The following is an 18302-nucleotide window of genomic DNA, read 5'->3' on the forward strand; positions in this document are numbered from 1 at the left end:
GCGGTTACACCCACGTCCGGGGGCGGAGGCGGTTGGCGCGCTCCACCAGTTCGATCCTTGTGCGGCCCTGGTCGGCGAGCCGGGCCAGTACCCGGTACGAGTGTTCCAGGCCGAAGCGCAGCCCCCGTTCGTCCAGGTCCCGGCCCAGGAGCCCGGGCGTGGCGGATTGCGCGGACGGGACCCCGGCCGCGCCCTGCTGCCCGGCCAGCACCCAGTCCAGCGCGCTGCCCAGCACCTCGGTGGAGAGCTGCTCGCGCAGCCGTGTGTCGAGGCCCAGCCGCTGCAGGTCCTCGACCTGCCGGGCCGCGGCCCGCAGGTCGTCCAGGAGCGGCTCCTGCGGGGCGCGTCCGCGCAGCCGGGCGCGAACGGCAGCCACCCGCGCGGCCGTGTAGTGGATCGAGGACTCGGGGACCGACTCCAGGGCGGCCACCGAGCCCGCCCGGTCGCCGGCGGCGAGCAGCACGCGGGCCAGGCCGAAGGCCGCGCTCACGTAGCTCTGGTCGGTGGTCCACACGAGCCGGTAGTACTCGGCGGCGTTGTCCAGCTGACCCAGCACCTCGGCGCAGACGCCCAGCGCCAGCTTGGGGGCGGGTTCGCCGGGGAAGGCGTCGTAGACCGCGTCGAAGGACAGCGCGGCGGTCCCGTCGTCGCGGGTGACCAGCGCGGTCAGGCCGCGGTGCCACACCACGCGCCAGTCGTCGGGATGCTCCTCCTGGAGTCTCCGCAGCTCCTCGACGGCGGAGGGCGCGTCGTCGCTGTCGAGCCGGGCGCGCACCCTGCGCAGCCGCAGCTCGGGGGACTGCACCGGCGCCGCCTGGAGGGCGGCCACCAGCTCCGACGGGGCGGCCGCCGCGAGACCGGCCAGGAAACCGGCGTTGGGGTCGGCGGGGTCGACGTGCGGCACGGGCAGCGAGAGCGCCGCCGCCCGCACGTCGAGGGTCGAGACGGCCCGCCCGGCCGCCGGGTTCGCGGGGATCGCCGGGGCGGTCCGCTGGGCGGGCACGGTGAACGGCGAGGCCGGCACGACGGCGCCGTACCCGCCGGGGCCGGGCACCGCCGGCGACGACGGGGGCAGCACGGGGCCGGCCGGGCGCGCGGCGGGCGGGAGCGGCACGGCGCCCCTGCGCCCGCTGTTCGCGGCGCGGTCGCCCAGGGTGGAGGCGTCCTGGGCGGGCGCCATCAACTGGGTGTCGACCACCCGCAGTTCCGGGCCGAACAGGGTGGACAGCGCGGGCCGCGGCTTGCCCGAGCCGAGCGCCACGACCTCGCGCAGCACGCCCAGCAACTGCTCGCTCATCTCCTCCGCGGAGGCGAAGCGCCGGCCCGGGTCGGGGTCGGTGGCACGGACCAGCAGCCGGTAGAAGGACTCGTAACGGGAGAGGACCTCGATGCCGTCCGGGTCCGGCAGGCTGTCCACGAACACGTTCGTGTAGCCCTGGAAGTCGAAGGTGAGCACGGCCAGCGTCCGCGCCACCGTGTACAGGTCCGAGGCGACGGACGGGCCGACCTCGGGCACCTCGGGCGCCTGGTAGCCGACCGTCCCGTAGATCGGGCTGTCCTGGTCGTCCGTCCTGCGGACGGCGCCCATGTCGATGAGCTCCAGCCGGTCCTCGGTCTGGATGGCGTTGTCGACCTTGAAGTCGCAGTAGAGCAGGTTGCGGCTGTGCAGGTGACCGAGGGCGTCCAGGGCCTCGATGGCGTAGGCGATGGCCTGGTCGACGGGGAGCGGCTCGCGTCTGCCGTCGGGGCCCCGGCGCTCGTTGGCGATCTCCTTGAGGGACTTCCCGCCGACGTACTCCATGACGATGTAGCCGTCGAGGGTGCCGCCCCGCGGGTCGAGATGCTCGACGAAGTTGTAGATCCGCACGATGTTGGGGTGCTCGATCTCGGCGAGGAAGCGGCGCTCGGAGACCGCCGCGGCCAGCGCGTCCTCGTCGCCGGTGTCGAGCAGACCCTTGAGCACCACCCAGCGGTCGCTGACCGCGCGGTCCACGGCCAGGTAGATCCAGCCCAGGCCGCCGTGCGCCAGGCACCCCACCACCTCGTACTGCCCGTGCACCACGTCGCCCGCCCGCAGCTTGGGGGTGAAGGAGTACGGGTGGCCGCACTTGGTGCAGAAGCCCTCGGTGCGCCCGGGGTGGTCGCCGCGGCCGCGCCCGACCGGCGCGCCGCATTCGCCCCTGCTGCAGAACCGCTTCCGCTCGGGGACCTGCGGGTCCTGCAGCACGGCGGCGGCCGGGTCGGGCCGGGGGATGGGCGGTACGTTCACCAGGCCGGCGCCCAGCTTGCCGCGGGTAGGGCCGCTGGAGCCGGAGCGCGAACTGCGCACCGACACGGAGGCGGTGCTCGTGCCGCCGCTCAGCGAACGCGACAGCCGTCCGGACACCGAACGGCGCGAGGAGCGGGACGAGCCCGAGGTCCGCGAGGAGCGCGAGGAGGCGGCGGAGCCCGGTCCGGTCCCGGTGGCACGTGACGGCTGCGACGAGCCCCCACCGCCCCCGCCGCCCCGGCCGACAGCCGTCCCCGCGCCGAGCGGCGCCAGGCCGCACGTGTCGCAGAACAGCTCACCCCCGCCGACGTCCTCGATCGTCCCGTCGCACCCCGGACGCTGGCAGTTCATCGTGCATCCCCCCTGTGGTCGGCAGGTTCCGCCTGCCCCGGCACCAGCGATTCGGCGACGGCCCGCTGGTAGCGCAGCACCGCGTTCTCCGCGGCGCGCAGGTCGCACGGCGCGCTCCACAGCAGACGCCGCGCGTGGTCGTACCGCTCCATCAGGAGCGGGTCCTCGGCCATGCCGTGCCGCGCCACCTTCGCCCGGTAGGCGTCCAGCCGGCCGCGCAGTTCGGCGCGGACGGCCAGCGGCGCGGTGACCGCGGTCAGCGACTCGCGGGCGCGCAGCAGTTCCTCGTCGGCACGCTGTTCCAGGCCGTCCAGCAGCGGCGAGAGCCGGTGCCACTGGCCGCTCCTGCGGAAGTCGACGGCCGCGGAGAGCTGTTCGTGCAGCGCGACCGGCGCCCCGCTGACCGCGGGCACCTCCGAGGCCGCGATCTTGGCGAGCACCTCCACCCGGGCGCTGCGCGCCTCGGTGAGGGTGCGGTCGGCGCGCGACAGGACGTCCCGCAGCCGCATCAGCCGGTGGTCGGCGTCGTCGCGGACGTGCAGCACGGCCTCGACCTCTCGCCGTATCTCCTCCAGGGTCCGCCCGGCCCGGTCGTAGCGCCCGGTGTCGGTCCGGCCGCCGGACCAGAAGGCGAGCGGGTCGGAGACCACCTCGGCGCGCAGCGCCGCCAGCGAGTCCAGCATCCCCGCGAGGTCGTCGCCCGACGGATGGGTGCCGGGACGCACACCGACGGACTCGGCGAGCGAACGCACCCGCTGCGCCTCCGCGATCAGCAGGTCGATACGGGCCGGCAGCGCCGACCACACCGCGTCGGCGGCGGACACCACGTCCATCACCTGCGCGTACCACTCGTTCATCCGCGCCAGCAGCTGCTCCAGGCTGATCCGCTCGCTCAGCCGGGCCGGACCCGTCAGGCCCCGCGCCGCCTCCGGCACGGCGCCGCCGGAGACGGTGACGCCGGAGCCGCGCAACAGCTCGGTCAGCTCACGCAGTTCGCTCTGGGTGGGCCAGCGGCGGCGGCCGCGCAGGCCCCGGGCGGTGGTCAGGGCCTCGGTGTAGGTGTCGAAGTGCGCCCACAGCAGGGAGATCGCCTGCTCGGCGGCCGTCCAGCGCTCCTTGGTGGCACCGCTCAGCTCCGCGCCCTCCAGCAGCCTGCGGCCGGAGTGTTCCTGCAGCGCGAGCAGGGACGCCTCGATCGCGTCCTGCTCGTCACCGAGCCGTGCCAGGGCACGGTCGACGTCCTCACGGCTCAGCGCCGGTCCGGATGGTCCCGCGACCGCCATCGCACCTTCCTTCTCTCCCGCCGGTCCCCGTGCTGCCGTCAGTCCTTGTAGAGCGGTTCCGGCGGCCCTTCGACGCCGGGAAGGTCCGCCTCCAGCCAGGTACGGTACGCCTGCATCCAACGGCTGTCCGGGCCACCGCTGCGGTAGTCCTCCAGCACCTTGTTGACCCGGCGCACCAGGTCGGTGTCCTGCTCGTTCATCGCCACGCCGTAGTACTCGGTGGTGACCGGCCTGCCCACCAGCCGCACCGCCGGGTCCTGGGCGGCCTGGCCGGCGGCGAGCGCGTTGTCGGTGAAGACCGCGTCGGCCTCGCCGAGTTGCAGCATCACCAGGCAGTCCAGCTGGTTCGCCACCTGAAGGACGCGGGGCCGCAGCCGCTCCTTCTCCTTGTCCAGCTCGGCCTGAGCGGTGCTCCCCTCGGCGACGCAGATCCGTTTCCCCTCCACGGAGGAGTCGAACCCCTTGATCGCCGAACCCTGGCGGGGGACCAGCAGTTGCTGCCCCGCCTTGAAGTAGGCGGTGGAGAAGGCGATGTGCTTCTCCTTGATCCGTTCGCAGGTGATGCTCACGGTGCGCACCAGCAGGTCCACGTCGCGGTGGTTGACGGCCTCGAAGCGCTTGGCGGTCGGCACGGTCTTGTAGAGGATGGCGTCCTCACTGCCGAGGATGTCCTTGGCGATGGCCTTGGCCAGGTCGATGTCGAAGCCCACGATCTTCCGGGAGACCGGGTCGCGGTAGCTCCAGCGATAGCCGTTCTGGTCCACCCCGATGACCAGTTTGCCGCGCTTCTTGATGCGCTCGACCGCCGGACCGCTCGCGGAGGACGGCCGCAGGCTCGCCTCCGGGTGCCCGCCGCAGTCGTCGTCCGCCGAGGCCCTCCCCGGCGCGGCGGCCGGTGCCGCGGTGTCCGTCGCCCGGGCCCGCGGCCCGCCGTCCCCGTCCCCGCCGTCCTGCAGCGGCAGCACGGCGCCGGCCGCCGCGGCCGCGACCAGCGCTGCCGCCGAGACCACGGTCGCCCAGCCCCGCACGCGCCACCCACGCTCCTCGCGTCCCATCAGCGGCCTCCTCCCGCTCACCGGTACTCCGACAGCCGGCGCCCGATGCCGAGCACCGCGCCCGCGGCGCCGAGCACCGCCAGAGCCGCGGCTCCCGGTACCAGCCCGCCCAGCGCGCCGCGCCCGTCGGCGGCGGCCTGTTCGAACTCCCGCTGCTCGTGGTCGACGGCATCCGCGAGGTGGTTGTCGACCTGGTCGAAGCAGAAGCCGGTGTACTGCTCGGGCCGCTTGCCGTTCTCGTACGTGCCGCCGATCGTCTGGGCGACGGCGTCCAGGTAGTTGCCCTCGTCGTCCTTCTCGCGGGCCTCGCCGTGCAGTCCCCACCAGGCCTTCGCGGCCTCCATCGCGGACGTGATGCTCGTGCGGCCCTTGTCGTCGTCGGCGAGGCCGAGCGCCTGCGCCAGCAGGCCCGTCCTCCCGTCGGCGTCCGTGCCCGCCAGGCCCTGCAGTTGCTTGTCGTAGGCGGCGCTGTAGGTGTCCCCGCCGCCGCGGGCCACGAGCGTCAGGTTCTCGTTGCCCCGGGCCTGCAGGGTCTGGATCCGGGCCTCGTTGAGGACCTGCAGCGACTGCGCGCCGTGCGCATAGGAGTCGTCCAGCTTCGCGCGGGCGACGCCGTGCCCGGCGACCAGCCACAGCAGAACCACCGCGGTGGCCACCGTGCCCGCCACCATGCCCGGGTTGAACACCCGGTGGGTGCGCCGGTACGAGCGCCGCTGCGCCCACACCAGCGCGCCCAGCGCGACGACGCCGAGCGCCCAGGCGGCCAGCGGCAGGGCCTTGGCGTCCTTGTAGTCCTCGCCCAGCCGCGCGGTCTCGATCGTCCACAACTGCTTGGCGTCCGGAAGGATCTCCTTGTTCATCATCCTGTTCGCGCGCCGCAGGTACGCCCCGCCGACCGGGAAGCCCTGGCGGTTGTTGGCGCGGGCCCGCTCGACCAGGCCGGTGTACACCGACAACCGCTGGTTCAGCCGCTCCAGTCGGGCCCGCGCCTGGGCGGAGTCCTCGGAACTGGCCGCCGCTTCGGCGATGTTGCGCGAGGCGATCTCGATGTCCTTCGCGTACCGCTCGCGGTCCCGTTCCGGGTCGTCGCCGCCGGCGAGGAAGCCGCCGGCGGCGGTGGCGTCCGCGTCGGCGAGCGAGCGGTAGATGTCCGCGGCGCGGGCGCTCAGCGGCTCGCTGTGGTGGATCACGTCGTCGGCCGCGGCCGAGCGCTCGGTGATCTGCCACGCCGTCACCGCGCCGAAGGCGACGACGAGCAGGGCCAGCAGCGCACCCATGACGCGCAGCCTGCCAGGTTCGGTGGTGGCCGCGGCCCGCCACGCGCGTGGTTGCTCCACCCACGCCCGTGGCCGTCTGCCGCCGGGTGCGGGCGTGTCCCCCCGCACCGTCGGCGACTCCGTCTCCGTCGGCGTCCGTGTCACCTGCCGGCCCTCCCCCCGACTCGTTCGCCCGCGCGTACGCGCGACGAGCCCATGACCAGCAGTATGACCCTCGTCACAGACATCCACCCACGAATTGCGTGGATCTTGCCGTCCGACACGGTCCGACCGCCGCCCGTGGGGCCTCCCCCGCGTGCCGCCCCCTCGCAGGTCACCACGCACGGGGGAGCGTGTTCGGTTCCCCCGGCGTGCGCGCCGGTCACGACACGGAGCCCACCGATTCGTAGTGCGCCCGCAGCCGCGCGTGCGCCTCGGCCGCCGCTCCGGTGCGGTCCAGGCCCAGCAGGGCGGCGCCCAGCACCGGCGGCGAGGTGACCACCTTGGGGACGGCCTTCGGCGCCGCCGCGGCCAGCAGGGCGGTCACGGAGTCCACCAGCAGGGGGTGACGGGCGGCCAGCACACCGCCTCCCAGGACGACGTCGGTCTCCTCGTCGAGGAGGCCGAGCCGGCGCAGCGCGACCGTGGCCATGACCACGATCTCCTCGGCCTGCCGCTCCACGATCGCCCGGGCGACCGGGTCGCCGGCCTGCGCGGTGGCGAAGAGGACCGGCGTCAGCTCGTGCTTGCGGGAGACCGGGATGCGGCCCAGGTGCACCGCCTCGATCAGCGCGTACATCGAGGTCAGCCCGAAGTGCGCGGGCAGCGCGGCGGCCAGCGCCGTGGCGCCGCCGCGGCCGTCCTCGGCGCGCGCCGCCCACCACAGGGCCTCGTCGGCCAGACCCGCCCCGCCGCCCCAGTCGCCGGAGAGGTGGCCGATGGCCGGGAAGCGGGCCGTGCGGCCGTCCGGGAGCATGCCCGCGCAGTTGATGCCCGCGCCGCACACCACGGCGACCCCGCGCGGCCCGTCGACGCCCGCGCGCAGCAGCGCGAAGGTGTCGTTGGCGACACGGGTGCCCTCGCCCCAGCCGCGGGCGTGCACGGCGAGTTCGAGCTCCTGCTCCTCTACGGGCAGGTCGGCGTTGGCCAGGCACGCGGAGACGTGCCGCACCAGCGGCTCGCCGGGCCGCGGGGACAGGCCCGCGGCGTCCGCGGCCCGCTCCACGATGCGCGCGACCACCTCGACCGCCGCCTCGGTGCCGACGATCTGCGGCTGGAACCCGCCGCCGCGGGCGGTGCCGAGCACCGTCCCGTCGGCGGCGACCAGGGCCACGTCGGTCTTGCTGTTGCCGGCGTCGACGGCGAGCACGCCGTCGGCGACGAGAGGGTTCAGGCCCACGCGAGGTGCTCCCGGTTGTGCGCGATCAGACGGTCGGTCAGGGCCTCGGCGTACTCGTACTGGCCGACGAGGGGGTGCGACAGCAGGGCCTTGAAGACCCGGTCGCGGCCGCCGTGCACGGCGGCGGTCAGCGCCAGGTCCTCGTAGGCGGTGACGTTCGCGACCAGTCCGCCGAACAGCGGGTCCAGGGGCGCGACGGGCAGCGGGTGCGTTCCGTTCGCGTCCACGGTGGCCGGCACCTCGATGACGGCGTCGTCGGGGAGGAAGGGGAGGGTGCCGTTGTTGAGGGTGTTGACGACCTGGACGTCGCCGGTGTCCCGCAGCAGCGAGGAGGCGAGTGCCACGGCGGCCTCGGAGTAGAAGGCCCCGCCGCGCCGGGAGAGCAGCTCCGGCTTCTCGTCGAGGGTCTCGTCCCCGTACATCCGCAGCAGTTCCGCCTCGATGGCCGCCACCTCGGCGGCCCGGGAGGGCTTGGTCCGCATCTCCCGCACGACCTCGTCGTGGGCGTAGTAGTAGCGCAGGTAGTACGAGGGCACCACGCCCAGCCGGTCCAGCACCGCGCGGGGCAGGTGGAGGTCGCCGGCGATGCCGTCGGCGTGCTCGGCGAGCAGCTTCGGCAGGACGTCCTCGCCCTCCGGACCGCCGATCCGGACACCGCGCTCCCAGGTGAGGTGGTTGAGGCCGACATGGTCCAGGTGGACCTGCTCGGGCGTCACGCCGAGCAGCCCGGCGAACCTGCGCTGGAAGCCGATCGCGACGTTGCACAGCCCGACGGCCCGGTGGCCGGCCTGCAGCAGCGCGCGCGTCACGATGCCGACCGGGTTGGTGAAGTCGATGATCCAGGCGTCGGGGGCGGCCCGGCGGACCCGCTCGGCGATGTCCAGTACCACCGGTACCGTGCGCAGCGCCTTGGCGAGGCCGCCCGCGCCGGTGGTCTCCTGGCCGACGCAGCCGCACTCCAGCGGCCAGGCCTCGTCCTGCGCCCGGGCGGCCTGGCCGCCGACGCGCAGTTGCAGCAGCACGGCGTCGGCCCCGGCCACGCCCGCGTCCAGGTCGGAGGTGGTGGTCACGGTGCCGGGGTGGCCCTGCCGGGCGAAGATCCGCCGGGCGAGCCCGCCGACCAGCCGCAGCCGGTCCTCGGCCGGGTCCACCAGCACCAGCTCCTCGACCGGCAGCGTCTGCCGCAACCGGGCGAACCCGTCGATGAGTTCCGGGGTGTACGTGGACCCGCCGCCCACGACCGCCAGCTTCATCCTTTGACTCCCGTCAACGTCACGCCTTCGATGAAGGCCTTTTGCGCGAAGAAGAAGACGACGATCACGGGTGCCATGACCAGCACCGTCGCGGCCATCGTCAGGTTCCAGTTGGTGTGGTGGGCGCCCTTGAACGACTCCAGGCCGTAGCTGAGGGTCCAGGCCGCCGGGTTCTCGCTCGCGTAGATCTGCGGGCCGAAGTAGTCGTTCCAGCAGTAGAAGAACTGGAACAGCGCCACCGCCGCGATGGCCGGCTTCGCCATCGGCAGCACGACGCGCAGCATCGTGCGCAGTTCGCCGCAGCCGTCGACCCTCGCCGCGTCCGTGTACTCCTTGGGGATGGTCAGCAGGAACTGCCGCAGCAGGAAGATGCTGAAGGCGTCGCCGAAGGCCATCGGGATGATCAGCGGCCACAGCGTGCCCGACAGGTGCAGCTGCTTCGCCCAGAACAGGTACATGGGCACGATGACGACCTGCGGGGGCAGCATCATCGTGGAGACCACGAGCATCATCGACAGGTTGCGGCCGCGGAAGCGGAACTTGGCCAGCGCGTAGGCGACCGGCGTACTGGAGACGACGGTCAGCACTGTGCCGAGGCCCGCGTACAGCAGGGTGTTGCGCCACCAGGTGAGGAATCCCGGGGTGTCCCAGACGGTGCCGAAGTTGCCCCACTCCCAGGTCCTGGGCCACAGGTCGCGGGTGAGGGCCTGGCTGTCGCTCATCACCGCGGTGAGGAAGACGAAGACGAAGGGCAGGACGAAGAAGAGCGCGGCGGCGATGCCGAGGGCGTGCACCGCGATCCAGTGCAGCGCCGCCTTGCGGGCCGCGGCGCGCCGCGCACCGGAGGGGAGACCGGTGGCGGGCGCCGTGGCGGAGGGGGCGAGGGTGGCGTGGGTGGTCATGGGCGTCAGTCCTCCGCCGTCAGGAAGCCGCTGCGGCGGCGCATGAGGAGCGCGGTGAATGCCATGGCGAGCGCGAAGAGCACGAGGGCGATCACACAGGCCGAGCCGGTGTCGAAGCGCTGGAAGCCGAGGTTGTAGACCAGCTGCGGCAGGGTCAGCGTGGACTTCTCGGGGTAGCCCGGCTCGAACTGCTGGCCGGAGCCGCCGATGACGCCGCTGGCGACCTTCCCCGCGACCAGGGGCTGTGTGTAGTACTGCATCGTCTGGATCACGCCGGTCACGACGGCGAACATCAGGATGGGGGAGATGTTCGGCAGCGTGACGTAGCGGAACCTCGCCCAGGGGCCGGCGCCGTCCAGCTCGGCGGCCTCGTACTGCTCCTTGGGCACGTCGAGCAGCGCGGCCATGAAGATGACCATGAGGTCGCCGATGCCCCACAGCGCCAGCAGCGTGAGGGCGGGCTTGGACCACGCCGGGTCGTTGAACCAGCCGGGCGTCGGCAGCCCGACGCTGCCCAGCAGGTGGTTGACCGGCCCGGTGCCGGGGTTGAGGAGGAAGGCGAAGGCCATCGTCGCGGCCACCGGCGGGGCCAGGTAGGGCAGGTAGAACGCGGTGCGGAAGAGCCCCGCACCGGTCTTGATCTTCGTGATCAGCAGTCCGATCCCCAGACCGAACACGACCCGCAGGCTGACCATGACCACGACCAGCCACAGCGTGTTGCGCAGCGCGGGCCAGAAGAACGGGTAGTCGTTGAAGACGTACGACCAGTTCCTGACACCGTTCCAGGTCGGGGCGGCGAACCCGTCGTACTTCATGAAGGAGAAGTAGACGGTCGAGACCAGCGGGTAGGCGAAGAAGACGCCGAAGCCGATGATCCAGGGCGACATGAAGGCGAGGATGCGAAGCGCCTCGCGGCGGCGCTTCGCTCTCAGCATCGGGTGGACGGCGCTCATCAACGGGCCTGCGCGATGTCCTTGTCGACCTGCTCGTCGACGCCCCTGAGACCCGCGGCCAGGTCGCTCTGCTTGCCGGCCTCGTAGGCGTAGCCGAAGTCCTGGAGGGTCAGCTGGTAGGTGCCGCCGTTGACGCTGGCGGGAGTGGTGGTGCTGTCCGGGTTCTGCGCGATCTCCACGAAGGTGCGGAAGAGCGGATCGGCGTCCAGGTCCGGGGACTTGAGTGCGGCGAGCGTGGACGGCACGTTGTGGATGGCGTTGGCGAAGCTCACCACCGCGTCGGTGTCGGTGGCCATGTACTTCACCAGTTCCCAGGCGGCGTTCTTCTTGGCGCTGGTGTTGGCGACGCCGATGATCGTGCCCGACAGGTAGCCCTTGCCGTAGGTGTCCGCCTGGTCGTCCGGTACGGGGAAGGGCGCGACGCCGACCTCGAACTTCGTGCCCGCCTCCTTCGCCATGCCGGCCCGCCATTCGCCGTCGATGGCCATGGCCACCTGGCCGGTGTGGAAGGGGTTCTTGGCGCCCCACTCGTCACCGAAGCCCGACCGGTACTTCTCCAGTTTCCCGAAGCCGCCGAGCGCCTTCACCATGTCCTGCTGCCAGGTGAACATGGCTGTGAAACCGGGGTCCTTGGCGACGTTCGACTTTCCGTCGGCGTCGAAGTACTTCGCGCCCCACTGCGCGGCCAGGTGCGTGGTGGTGGACTCGTAGCCGTGGAAGTTCGGCATGAAGCCGAGCTGGGAGTAGGAGTCGCCCTTGCTCTTGGTGAGCTTGACCGCGTCGGCCTTGAACTCCGAGAGCGTCTTGGGCGGGGAGGCGATCCCGGCGGCCTTGAAGGCGTCCTTGTTGTAGTAGAGGCCGTAGGCGTCGCCGAGCAGCGGCAGGGTGCAGCGCTTCCCCTCGAACTGGGTGTACTCCAGCATCGGCTTGGGGAACGTGGCGGCCGGGTCGATGCCGGCCTTCTTCAGGAACGGGTCCAGGTCGGCGAAGGCGTTGGACGAGCAGAACTTGCCGACGTTGTCGGTGGTGAAGGAGGAGACGACGTCCGGGGCGTTGGGGCCGCCGGCCCGCAGCGCCTGGTTGATCTTGTCGTCGGTGATGTTGCCCTGCACCTTGACGTGGATGTTGGGGTGGGCCTTCTCGAAGGCCTTGACGTTGGCGTCGATCGCCTTCACCTCGCTCGGCGCGGACCAGCCGTGCCAGAAGGTGATGGTCACGTCCTTGGTGGGGTCGTCGCCTGCGCTGTTGTTGGCGGAGCCCGTGCACGCGCTCGTCAGCAGGGTTATCGCGGCGGCGGCCGCGACGGCGGCCGCGGCCGTCTTGGTGGAACCGGACACTTCGCTTCCTCCGGGGGACTTCGGGCGGTTCGAGGGTGTGCGAGACCGGCGGAGCGGCCCGGGTGGGACCGTCCGCTGTGTGTGCGGGTGGGTGGGATGGGTGGGCTGTCGGGTTCAGCGGGAGGTGTCGAACACCTCGTCGCGGGTGGTGGCGAGGGCGCTCTGCAGCGCGCCGGACAGGACGGGGTCGTCCGGTACGCCGCCGAGCACCAGCCGGGGCCGGGGCACGGCCAGTTCGGCCAGCTCGGACTGGACCAGGGAGCGCAGCGGCTCCCCGCCCGCGGCGATCACCCCGCCGGCCAGGACGATCAGTTCGGGGTCGAGGACGGTCACCAGCGAGGCCAGCCCGACGGCGAGCCCGGTGGCGAAGCGCCTCAGGAGTTCCGCGTGCGCGCCCTCGCCGGTCCCCGCCGCCGCGGCGAGCAGCGCCGAGGCGCCCTCGGCCTGCGTGCCCCGCGGTACGGTCAGCCCCAGTTCCCGGGCGACGCGCAGCACCGCGTTGCAGCCCGCCAGTTCCTGGAAGCCGCCGGCGTTGGCCTTGGCGACGTGCCGGACCAGGGGGGTCCCCGGCACCGGCATGAAGCCGACCTCGCCGGCGCCGCCGGTCCAGCCGCGGTGCAGCCGGCCGCCGATCACGATGGCCGCGCCGATGCCCTCCTCGTTCCACAGCAGGACGAAGTCGTCGTGCTCCCGGGCGGCTCCGAGCCGCTGCTCGGCGACGGCTGCGAGGTTCACGTCGTTGTCGTACTCCAGGGGGACGGGCAGGGCGGCGGCCAGCTCGTCCAGCAGGGTGGGGGAGTGCCAGCCGGGGAGATGGCTGGCGTAGCGCAGCCGGCCGGTGCTGGGGTCGAAGGCGCCGGGGGTGCCGACGACGATCCGGTGCAGGTCGGTGCGGTGGAGTCCGGCCGCCTTGACCGCGCCGTCGACGGCCTGGACGACCTGTTCGACGGCGCCGCCCTGCCCGCGCCGGCCGCGGCCGGGGGTGGCGAGCTCGAACCCGCCGGCCACCCGGCCGGTGATGTCGGCGACGGCGGCACGGATGCGCTCGGTCGTCACGTCGAGGCCGGCGACGTACGCGGCGGCGGGGTTGACCGCGTACAGCTGTGCGTTGGGGCCCGGGCGGCCTGCGGTCGTGCCGGTGGCCAGGACCAGCCCGGCCGCCTCGAGGCGGGCGAGCAGCTGGGAGGCGGTGGGCTTCGACAGGCCGGTGAGCTTGCCGATCCGGGTCCGGGAGAGCGGGCCGTGTTCGATGAGCAGGTCGAGCGCGGCACGGTCGTTCATCGCCCGCAGTACGCGCGGTGTGCCGGGGGTGCCAGGTGTGCCTGGGCTTCCGGGGGTACCGGCCACGGTCTCGTCCTCCCTCGTCGTGACGGCTCGCGCCGCAGGCTACGGCACGGGCCTGGTGGGCTGGGTGGGGTCAGGGGGGCGGGTGTGCCCCCTGTTGGTAGTTAGGAAACCTTCCTGTTGGTGAAAGGCAAGGTAGGCGCCCGGGGCCGGAGCGTCAAGGGCGGTTCGCGAGGTCGGCGCCAAAGCGTTACCGGCCGCGCCGGGACACGGAAAAGGGGCGCCGGGCGGTGCCCGACGCCCCTGGAGGGCGGCGTTCGCTACTTGAGCGTGCTCGGCTGGGAGGACGCCTGCGCGGGGGTCAGCGGCTGGGCCGCCAGGGCCTGCGGGGAAGCGGGGTTGGCGAGTGCCGACGGCGGGGCGACGGCGGCCGAGGGGTCGGCCGCCTCGTCCTCCTCCACCGCCTGCGGGGTGCCGCCGACGATCGCGATCCCGGCCGCGTCGAAGGCCCGCTTGATGCGCCAGCGCAGCTCCCGCGCGACCGCCGCCGACTTGCCCGGCATGGTCTTGACCTGCGCCTGGATCAGGACCGAGTCCGCGGTCACCGACTCCAGGCCCAGCACCTGGACCGGCTCCCAGAGCACCTCGTCCCACGGCTGGTCCTTGGCCATCGCCGCCGCGGCCTCCTCGATCACCGCGCGGGCCCGGTCCAGGTCCTCCCCGTAGCCGACCTGGACGTCCACCACCGCCGTGGCCCAGCCCTGGCTGAGGTTGCCGATCCGCTTGACCTCGCCGTTGCGGATGTACCAGATCTCGCCGTTGTCGCCGCGCAGCTTGGTCACGCGCAGTCCGACCTCGACCACGGTGCCGCTGGCGACGCCCGCGTCGATGACGTCCCCGACGCCGTACTGGTCCTCCAGGATCATGAAGACGCCGGAGAGGAAGTCGGTCACCAGGTTCCGCGCGCCGAAGCCGATGGCCACACCGGCCACACCCGCGCTGGCCAGCAGCGGAGCCAGGTTGATCTTCAGCACGGACAGCACGGTCAGCGCCGCCGTCCCCATGATCACGAACGAGGCCACGCTGCGCAGTACCGAGCCGATCGCCTCGCTGCGCTGCCGCCGGCGCTCGGCGTTGACCAGCAGTCCGCCCAGCGCGCTCGTCGCCGCGACCTCGGCGCCGCGGTTCATGCGTTCGATGAACTTGGTGATCATGCGACGGACCACCGACCGCAGAACCAGCGCGATCACCAGGATCAGCAGGATGCGCAGCCCGGCGGACAGCCAGTCCGCCCAGTTCTGGCTGATGTAGTCGGCGGCGTCGGTCGCGCTCTTCTGGGCGTCGTCGATCGTCGTGGCGGTGGACGGCGATGGGGACACGGGCGGAAACCTCCGGGTTGGGCAGGCTTCCCACACTAACGGGGGAGGCGATGTGTCCCGTTGCGTTGTTCGAGCGCGACGTGCGGTGATTCAGGGCATGTAAAGGGGGTGTGGTTGAAAACACCCTCGCTCCGTTACCCGGTCATGGTGGCGCCGTGACCGGGCTTCCGGAGAGACTGTGGGCAGATCGTCCCGGCGCGAGCCACGCGCCGCCGGCGTAAAAGGAGGCACCCGTGCCGCATGTCCTGGTCCTCAACGCGTCGTACGAGCCGCTCGGCGTCGTACCGCTCCGCCGCGCGCTCATCCTCGTGCTGAACAAGAAGGCCGTGTGCCTCGAGGAATCCGGCGCCTATATGCACAGCGCGACCTGCTCTGTCCCCGCCCCGAGTGTCGTCAAGCTCACCAAATTCGTCCGAGTCCCCTTTCGCGGCCCCGTGCCCCTGACCCGGCGGGCGCTGTTCGCCCGGGACGGCGGCCGGTGCGCGTACTGCGGAGCCGTCGCAACCAGCGTCGACCACGTGATCCCGCGCAGCCGCGGAGGCCAGCACACGTGGGACAACGTGGTCGCGGCATGCCGCCGGTGCAATCACCTCAAGGCCGACCGCCACGTCGCCGAGCTCGGCTGGCGGATGCGCCACCAACCCGCCCCGCCGTCGGGCCTGGCCTGGCGGATCATCGGGACGGGGCATAGGGACCCGCGCTGGCTGCCATACCTGCAGCCATTCGGCGCGGATGACGCCATGGCCCGGATCGACGGCATATCCGCCTGAGACCGGGCCTTCATGTTGTCCTGAACCGTCCCGGACCGGGCTCAGGGCCCCGGACCGCACCCCCGTGCCGGTCCGGGGTCCCGCCGCGCCCGCGGCGTCCGCCTACTCGTAGCGCAACTGCGCGGGCTGTACGGTGCGGCGCAGCAGCGGCAGGGACACGGCTGTGGCCAGCAGGGACGCGGCCAGCAGGCCGCCCGTGAGCAGCGCCGGCTCCAGCAGCGGGAGGGCGCGCCGCTGGCCGACGGCGACGACGGGGGCCACGATCGTCAGCCCGCAGCACCCGCCGAGCAGGATCGCCGGGGTGAGAGGCAGCGCCGTCTCCAGCAGCGTCGCGCGCCACAGCACCTTCCGTGGCGTGCCCGCCGCGGCCAGCGCCGCCAGCGTCCGGCGACGGGTCATCAGCGACTCGACGACGCCGACGGCCAGGCCGCTGACCACGACCGCGACGCCGATCAGCAGCGCGAGCCCGGCCAGGTCGTAGCCGCCGACGTAGAACGAGACGTCACCGGCGGAGTAGTTCGTGTCGTTCCGCAGCATCTCGACCGTCACCCGTCGCATGGCCACCCAGCCGACCCCCACCAGCGAGGCGAGCATCACCACGGTGTGCGAGCGGGCCGCCGCCCACGGGTCGGCCCGCAGCCGCTCACCCGCGATGAGCAGGGCCGGGCGGCCCGAGCGGGCCGCGAGCCGTCCGGTGAGCAGCGCAAGGCCCGCGCTGGTGTACACCAGCCCGAGGGCGCACAGGGCGAGGATCGCCACCAGGATCGGCAGGACCGGTACCTGATCCAGGTCCACCGCCCGCCCCAGCAGTACGAGCCCGATCCCCGCGAGCAGGGCCACGGGGCCCAGCAGCCACATGCCGGGGCCGGTGCGGTGCCGGCGCGGTCTGCGCGCCGCCGCGCCCAGCGGGTCGACGGCCGCCCGGCGCAGCGCGAACCGCGCCTCCAGGGTGGCCAGCACCGGCACCGCCAGGACGATCAGGGCGGCAGGAAGCCACGGCACCGGCACGTCGGTGGGCCAGGTCAGTGCCTCGCGGTCACCCTGCACGGCCGCGACCGCGGCCCGCAGCGTGAGGAAGCCCGCCAGCCCGGCCACCGCGCCCAGGCAGCCGGCCGCACCCGCCTCCAGGGCGGCGATCCGCCTGACCTGTCGCGGGGTGGCCCCGGACAGGCGGAGTGCGGCGAGCCGGTGCTCACGGCGCAGGGCGCCGATCCGGGTGCACTGGCCGATGAAGGCCAGCACCGGCACGATGAGCAGCAACAGCGCGGCCACCACACCCGGGCGCAGGCCGCTCTCGTTCAGCAGGTCGTTGGTGTACCGGTGCTCCCCGCCCCCGAACCGTGTGTTGATCACCGTCACGACGGCGGCCGCCAGCGCGAAGCCCGTGCCGAGGGCGGCACCGAGCGCGGTGAGCGCCAGGCGCCACCACTCGCTGCGCGGGGAGCCCCGCAGCACCGCCCAGGCCAGCAGGGTGTCCCCCCGCAATCCCCTCACCGGGTCACCTCGGCGACGGTCTCGTCCTGTCCCTCGACGACACCGTCCCGCACCGTCGCCTCGCGGTCCGCGAACGCCGCGACCTGGGCGTCGTGCGTGACCAGCAGCACCGCGGTACCGGACTCGCGGGCCGCGTGGACCAGGGCGGTCATGACCTGCTCACCGGCGAGGGAGTCCAGGGCCCCGGTCGGCTCATCGGCGAAGACCACCTTCGGGCCGGTGACCATCGCGCGGGCCAGGGCGACGCGTTGCGCCTGGCCGCCCGACATCTCGCCCGGGCGCAGGGCGGCCTGACCGCGCACGCCGAAGCGCTCCAGCCAGGTGCCCGCGCTCTCGTGGGCGGCGGCGCGGGAGGTCCCGGCCAGCAGCAGCGGCAGGGCCACGTTGTCGAGGGCGGTCAGTTCGCCGACCAGCTGCCCGAACTGGAAGACCACGCCGAAGTCGGTGCGCCGCAGCGTGGAGCGACGGCCCTCCCCGGCCTGGTCGAGCCGCTCCGCGCCGGCGACGCCGCCCGTGTAGCGGACCTCGCCCTCGTCCGGCCGGACGATGCCCGACATGCAGTGCAGCAGTGTGGACTTGCCGCTGCCGCTCGGTCCGGTGACGGCCAGCACCTCCCCGGGCAGCAGGCGCAGTGACGCGCCGCGCAACGCGTCGGTGGTGCCGTACCGCTTGACGAGGCCACGGGCCTCGATCAGGGGTGTGGTCATGCGGAGGTTACCTCCTCGGCCAGGGCGCCGAGGCGCTGCGCGGCGTTGTCCATCCAGCGCAGGTCGGCATCGAGATGGGTGAGGGCGTAGTCGGCGGAGAGCACTGCCGACAGGGGGGCGCCGGGGGCGGTCTTCACGGCGGTGAGCTCGCGCATCCGGGCGAGGTGGGCGGCGCGCTGGAGGCGCAGGAAACCGGCCGGGTCGCCGAAGCCGGAGGCCATGATGGCCGTGACCTTGGCGAAGATCTCGTTGGCGGCGGTCACCGGGGCGGGTGGCACGGGCTCCTCCAGCCAGCGGCGCAGGACCAGGATGCCGTGCTCGGTCATCCGGTAGGTGGTGCGTTCCGGGCCGCCCTCGTGCTCGGTGGCGTCGACCTCGGCGAGGCCGTCGCGCACCAGTCGCTGGAGGGTCGTGTACACCTGCCCGTAGGCGAGCGGGCGGGCCTGCGGAAAGCGTTCGTCGTGCCGCCGCTTGAGGTCGTAGCCGTGGCCGGGCCCCGCGGCGAGCAGTCCCAGCAGGACGTTGCCGGTGCTCACGCACCCACCTCCTTCTATTCACTTGATACATGTATTGAGTGAATAGTTGCACCCGCGCAGCCGCTTGGCAAGTG

At 73.0% G+C, this 18302-nt stretch carries 15 protein-coding genes; 1 reads left to right on the forward strand and 14 read right to left on the reverse strand.

The features are described from left to right. Nucleotides 1-4: 4 nt before the first annotated feature. From B085_RS0100150 to B085_RS0100200, 11 genes are all read right to left on the reverse strand, one after another. Nucleotides 5-2620, reverse strand: coding sequence for a serine/threonine-protein kinase (locus B085_RS0100150; protein ID WP_018556523.1), 2616 nt, complete (start codon nt 2618-2620; stop codon nt 5-7). Then, nucleotides 2617-3903, reverse strand: coding sequence for a hypothetical protein (locus B085_RS0100155; protein ID WP_018556524.1), 1287 nt, complete (start codon nt 3901-3903; stop codon nt 2617-2619). The genes B085_RS0100150 and B085_RS0100155 overlap by 4 nt, the downstream gene beginning before the upstream one ends. 38 nt (nt 3904-3941) lie before the next feature. Further along, the gene (locus B085_RS0100160; protein ID WP_018556525.1) at nt 3942-4958 is read right to left on the reverse strand and encodes a glutamate ABC transporter substrate-binding protein; all 1017 of its coding nucleotides are present in this window, start codon (nt 4956-4958) and stop codon (nt 3942-3944) included. Nucleotides 4959-4975: 17 nt separating this feature from the next. Then, nucleotides 4976-6235 (reverse strand): hypothetical protein, encoded by a 1260-nt coding sequence (locus B085_RS0100165; protein WP_018556526.1) that lies wholly within the window; start codon nt 6233-6235, stop codon nt 4976-4978. A 361-nt stretch (nt 6236-6596) separates the two neighbouring features. Continuing rightward, nucleotides 6597-7613 (reverse strand): N-acetylglucosamine kinase, encoded by a 1017-nt coding sequence (locus tag B085_RS0100170; protein WP_018556527.1) that lies wholly within the window; start codon nt 7611-7613, stop codon nt 6597-6599. Then, entirely contained in the window at nt 7604-8866 is a 1263-nt protein-coding gene (locus B085_RS0100175) for a 6-phospho-beta-glucosidase (RefSeq protein ID WP_018556528.1), read from the reverse strand. Before B085_RS0100175 ends, B085_RS0100170 begins: the two co-directional genes overlap by 10 nt. Continuing rightward, a complete protein-coding gene (locus tag B085_RS0100180; protein WP_018556529.1) occupies nt 8863-9768 on the reverse strand; it encodes a carbohydrate ABC transporter permease in 906 nt (301 codons plus the stop codon). Before B085_RS0100180 ends, B085_RS0100175 begins: the two co-directional genes overlap by 4 nt. A 5-nt stretch (nt 9769-9773) precedes the next feature. Then, nucleotides 9774-10721, reverse strand: coding sequence for a carbohydrate ABC transporter permease (locus B085_RS0100185; protein WP_018556530.1), 948 nt, complete (start codon nt 10719-10721; stop codon nt 9774-9776). Next, entirely contained in the window at nt 10721-12058 is a 1338-nt protein-coding gene (locus tag B085_RS0100190; protein WP_018556531.1) for an ABC transporter substrate-binding protein, read from the reverse strand. Before B085_RS0100190 ends, B085_RS0100185 begins: the two co-directional genes overlap by 1 nt. A 114-nt stretch (nt 12059-12172) precedes the next feature. Further along, nucleotides 12173-13339: an ROK family transcriptional regulator gene (locus tag B085_RS0100195; RefSeq protein ID WP_018556532.1), complete on the reverse strand. Its 1167-nt coding sequence runs from the start codon at nt 13337-13339 to the stop codon at nt 12173-12175. A 323-nt stretch (nt 13340-13662) separates the two neighbouring features. Continuing rightward, on the reverse strand, nt 13663-14721 hold the full coding sequence (locus tag B085_RS0100200; protein ID WP_018556533.1) for a mechanosensitive ion channel family protein: 1059 nt from the start codon (nt 14719-14721) through the stop codon (nt 13663-13665). A 233-nt stretch (nt 14722-14954) separates the two neighbouring features. On the opposite strand from B085_RS0100200, the gene B085_RS0100205 reads away from it, so the two are divergent. Continuing rightward, nucleotides 14955-15491 (forward strand): HNH endonuclease, encoded by a 537-nt coding sequence (locus B085_RS0100205; protein WP_018556534.1) that lies wholly within the window; start codon nt 14955-14957, stop codon nt 15489-15491. A 102-nt stretch (nt 15492-15593) separates the two neighbouring features. Here the strand turns inward: B085_RS0100205 and B085_RS0100210 are convergent, their stop codons facing one another. Genes B085_RS0100210 through B085_RS0100220 form a run of 3 tightly spaced genes read right to left on the reverse strand, consistent with a single transcriptional unit; the run spans nt 15594 to nt 18228 of the window. Then, nucleotides 15594-16985, reverse strand: a complete 1392-nt coding sequence (locus B085_RS0100210; protein ID WP_078619691.1) for an FtsX-like permease family protein — start codon at nt 16983-16985, stop codon at nt 15594-15596. Next, nucleotides 16982-17692, reverse strand: coding sequence for an ABC transporter ATP-binding protein (locus tag B085_RS0100215; protein WP_018556536.1), 711 nt, complete (start codon nt 17690-17692; stop codon nt 16982-16984). Before B085_RS0100215 ends, B085_RS0100210 begins: the two co-directional genes overlap by 4 nt. Next, nucleotides 17689-18228 carry a PadR family transcriptional regulator gene (locus B085_RS0100220; protein ID WP_018556537.1) on the reverse strand — a complete coding sequence of 180 codons (540 nt, stop codon included), beginning with the start codon at nt 18226-18228 and terminating at the stop codon, nt 17689-17691. The genes B085_RS0100215 and B085_RS0100220 overlap by 4 nt, the downstream gene beginning before the upstream one ends. Between the last annotated feature and the right edge of the window lie 74 nt (nt 18229-18302).

The sequence above is a fragment of the Streptomyces sp. BoleA5 genome (assembly GCF_000373665.1).
In the GTDB taxonomy this organism is placed as follows: domain Bacteria; phylum Actinomycetota; class Actinomycetes; order Streptomycetales; family Streptomycetaceae; genus Actinacidiphila.

What these genes read in the sequence shown, in the direction of transcription:
- B085_RS0100180 (WP_018556529.1), bottom strand. Translation starts at nt 9,768, where the DNA reads ATGACCACCCACGCCACCCTCGCCCCCTCCGCCACGGCGCCCGCCACC.
- B085_RS0100160 (WP_018556525.1), bottom strand. Translation starts at nt 4,958, where the DNA reads ATGGGACGCGAGGAGCGTGGGTGGCGCGTGCGGGGCTGGGCGACCGTG.
- B085_RS0100165 (WP_018556526.1), bottom strand. Translation starts at nt 6,235, where the DNA reads ATGGGTGCGCTGCTGGCCCTGCTCGTCGTCGCCTTCGGCGCGGTGACG.
- B085_RS0100215 (WP_018556536.1), bottom strand. Translation starts at nt 17,692, where the DNA reads ATGACCACACCCCTGATCGAGGCCCGTGGCCTCGTCAAGCGGTACGGC.
- B085_RS0100195 (WP_018556532.1), bottom strand. Translation starts at nt 13,339, where the DNA reads ATGAACGACCGTGCCGCGCTCGACCTGCTCATCGAACACGGCCCGCTC.
- B085_RS0100150 (WP_018556523.1), bottom strand. Translation starts at nt 2,620, where the DNA reads ATGAACTGCCAGCGTCCGGGGTGCGACGGGACGATCGAGGACGTCGGC.
- B085_RS0100175 (WP_018556528.1), bottom strand. Translation starts at nt 8,866, where the DNA reads ATGAAGCTGGCGGTCGTGGGCGGCGGGTCCACGTACACCCCGGAACTC.
- B085_RS0100185 (WP_018556530.1), bottom strand. Translation starts at nt 10,721, where the DNA reads ATGAGCGCCGTCCACCCGATGCTGAGAGCGAAGCGCCGCCGCGAGGCG.
- B085_RS0100155 (WP_018556524.1), bottom strand. Translation starts at nt 3,903, where the DNA reads ATGGCGGTCGCGGGACCATCCGGACCGGCGCTGAGCCGTGAGGACGTC.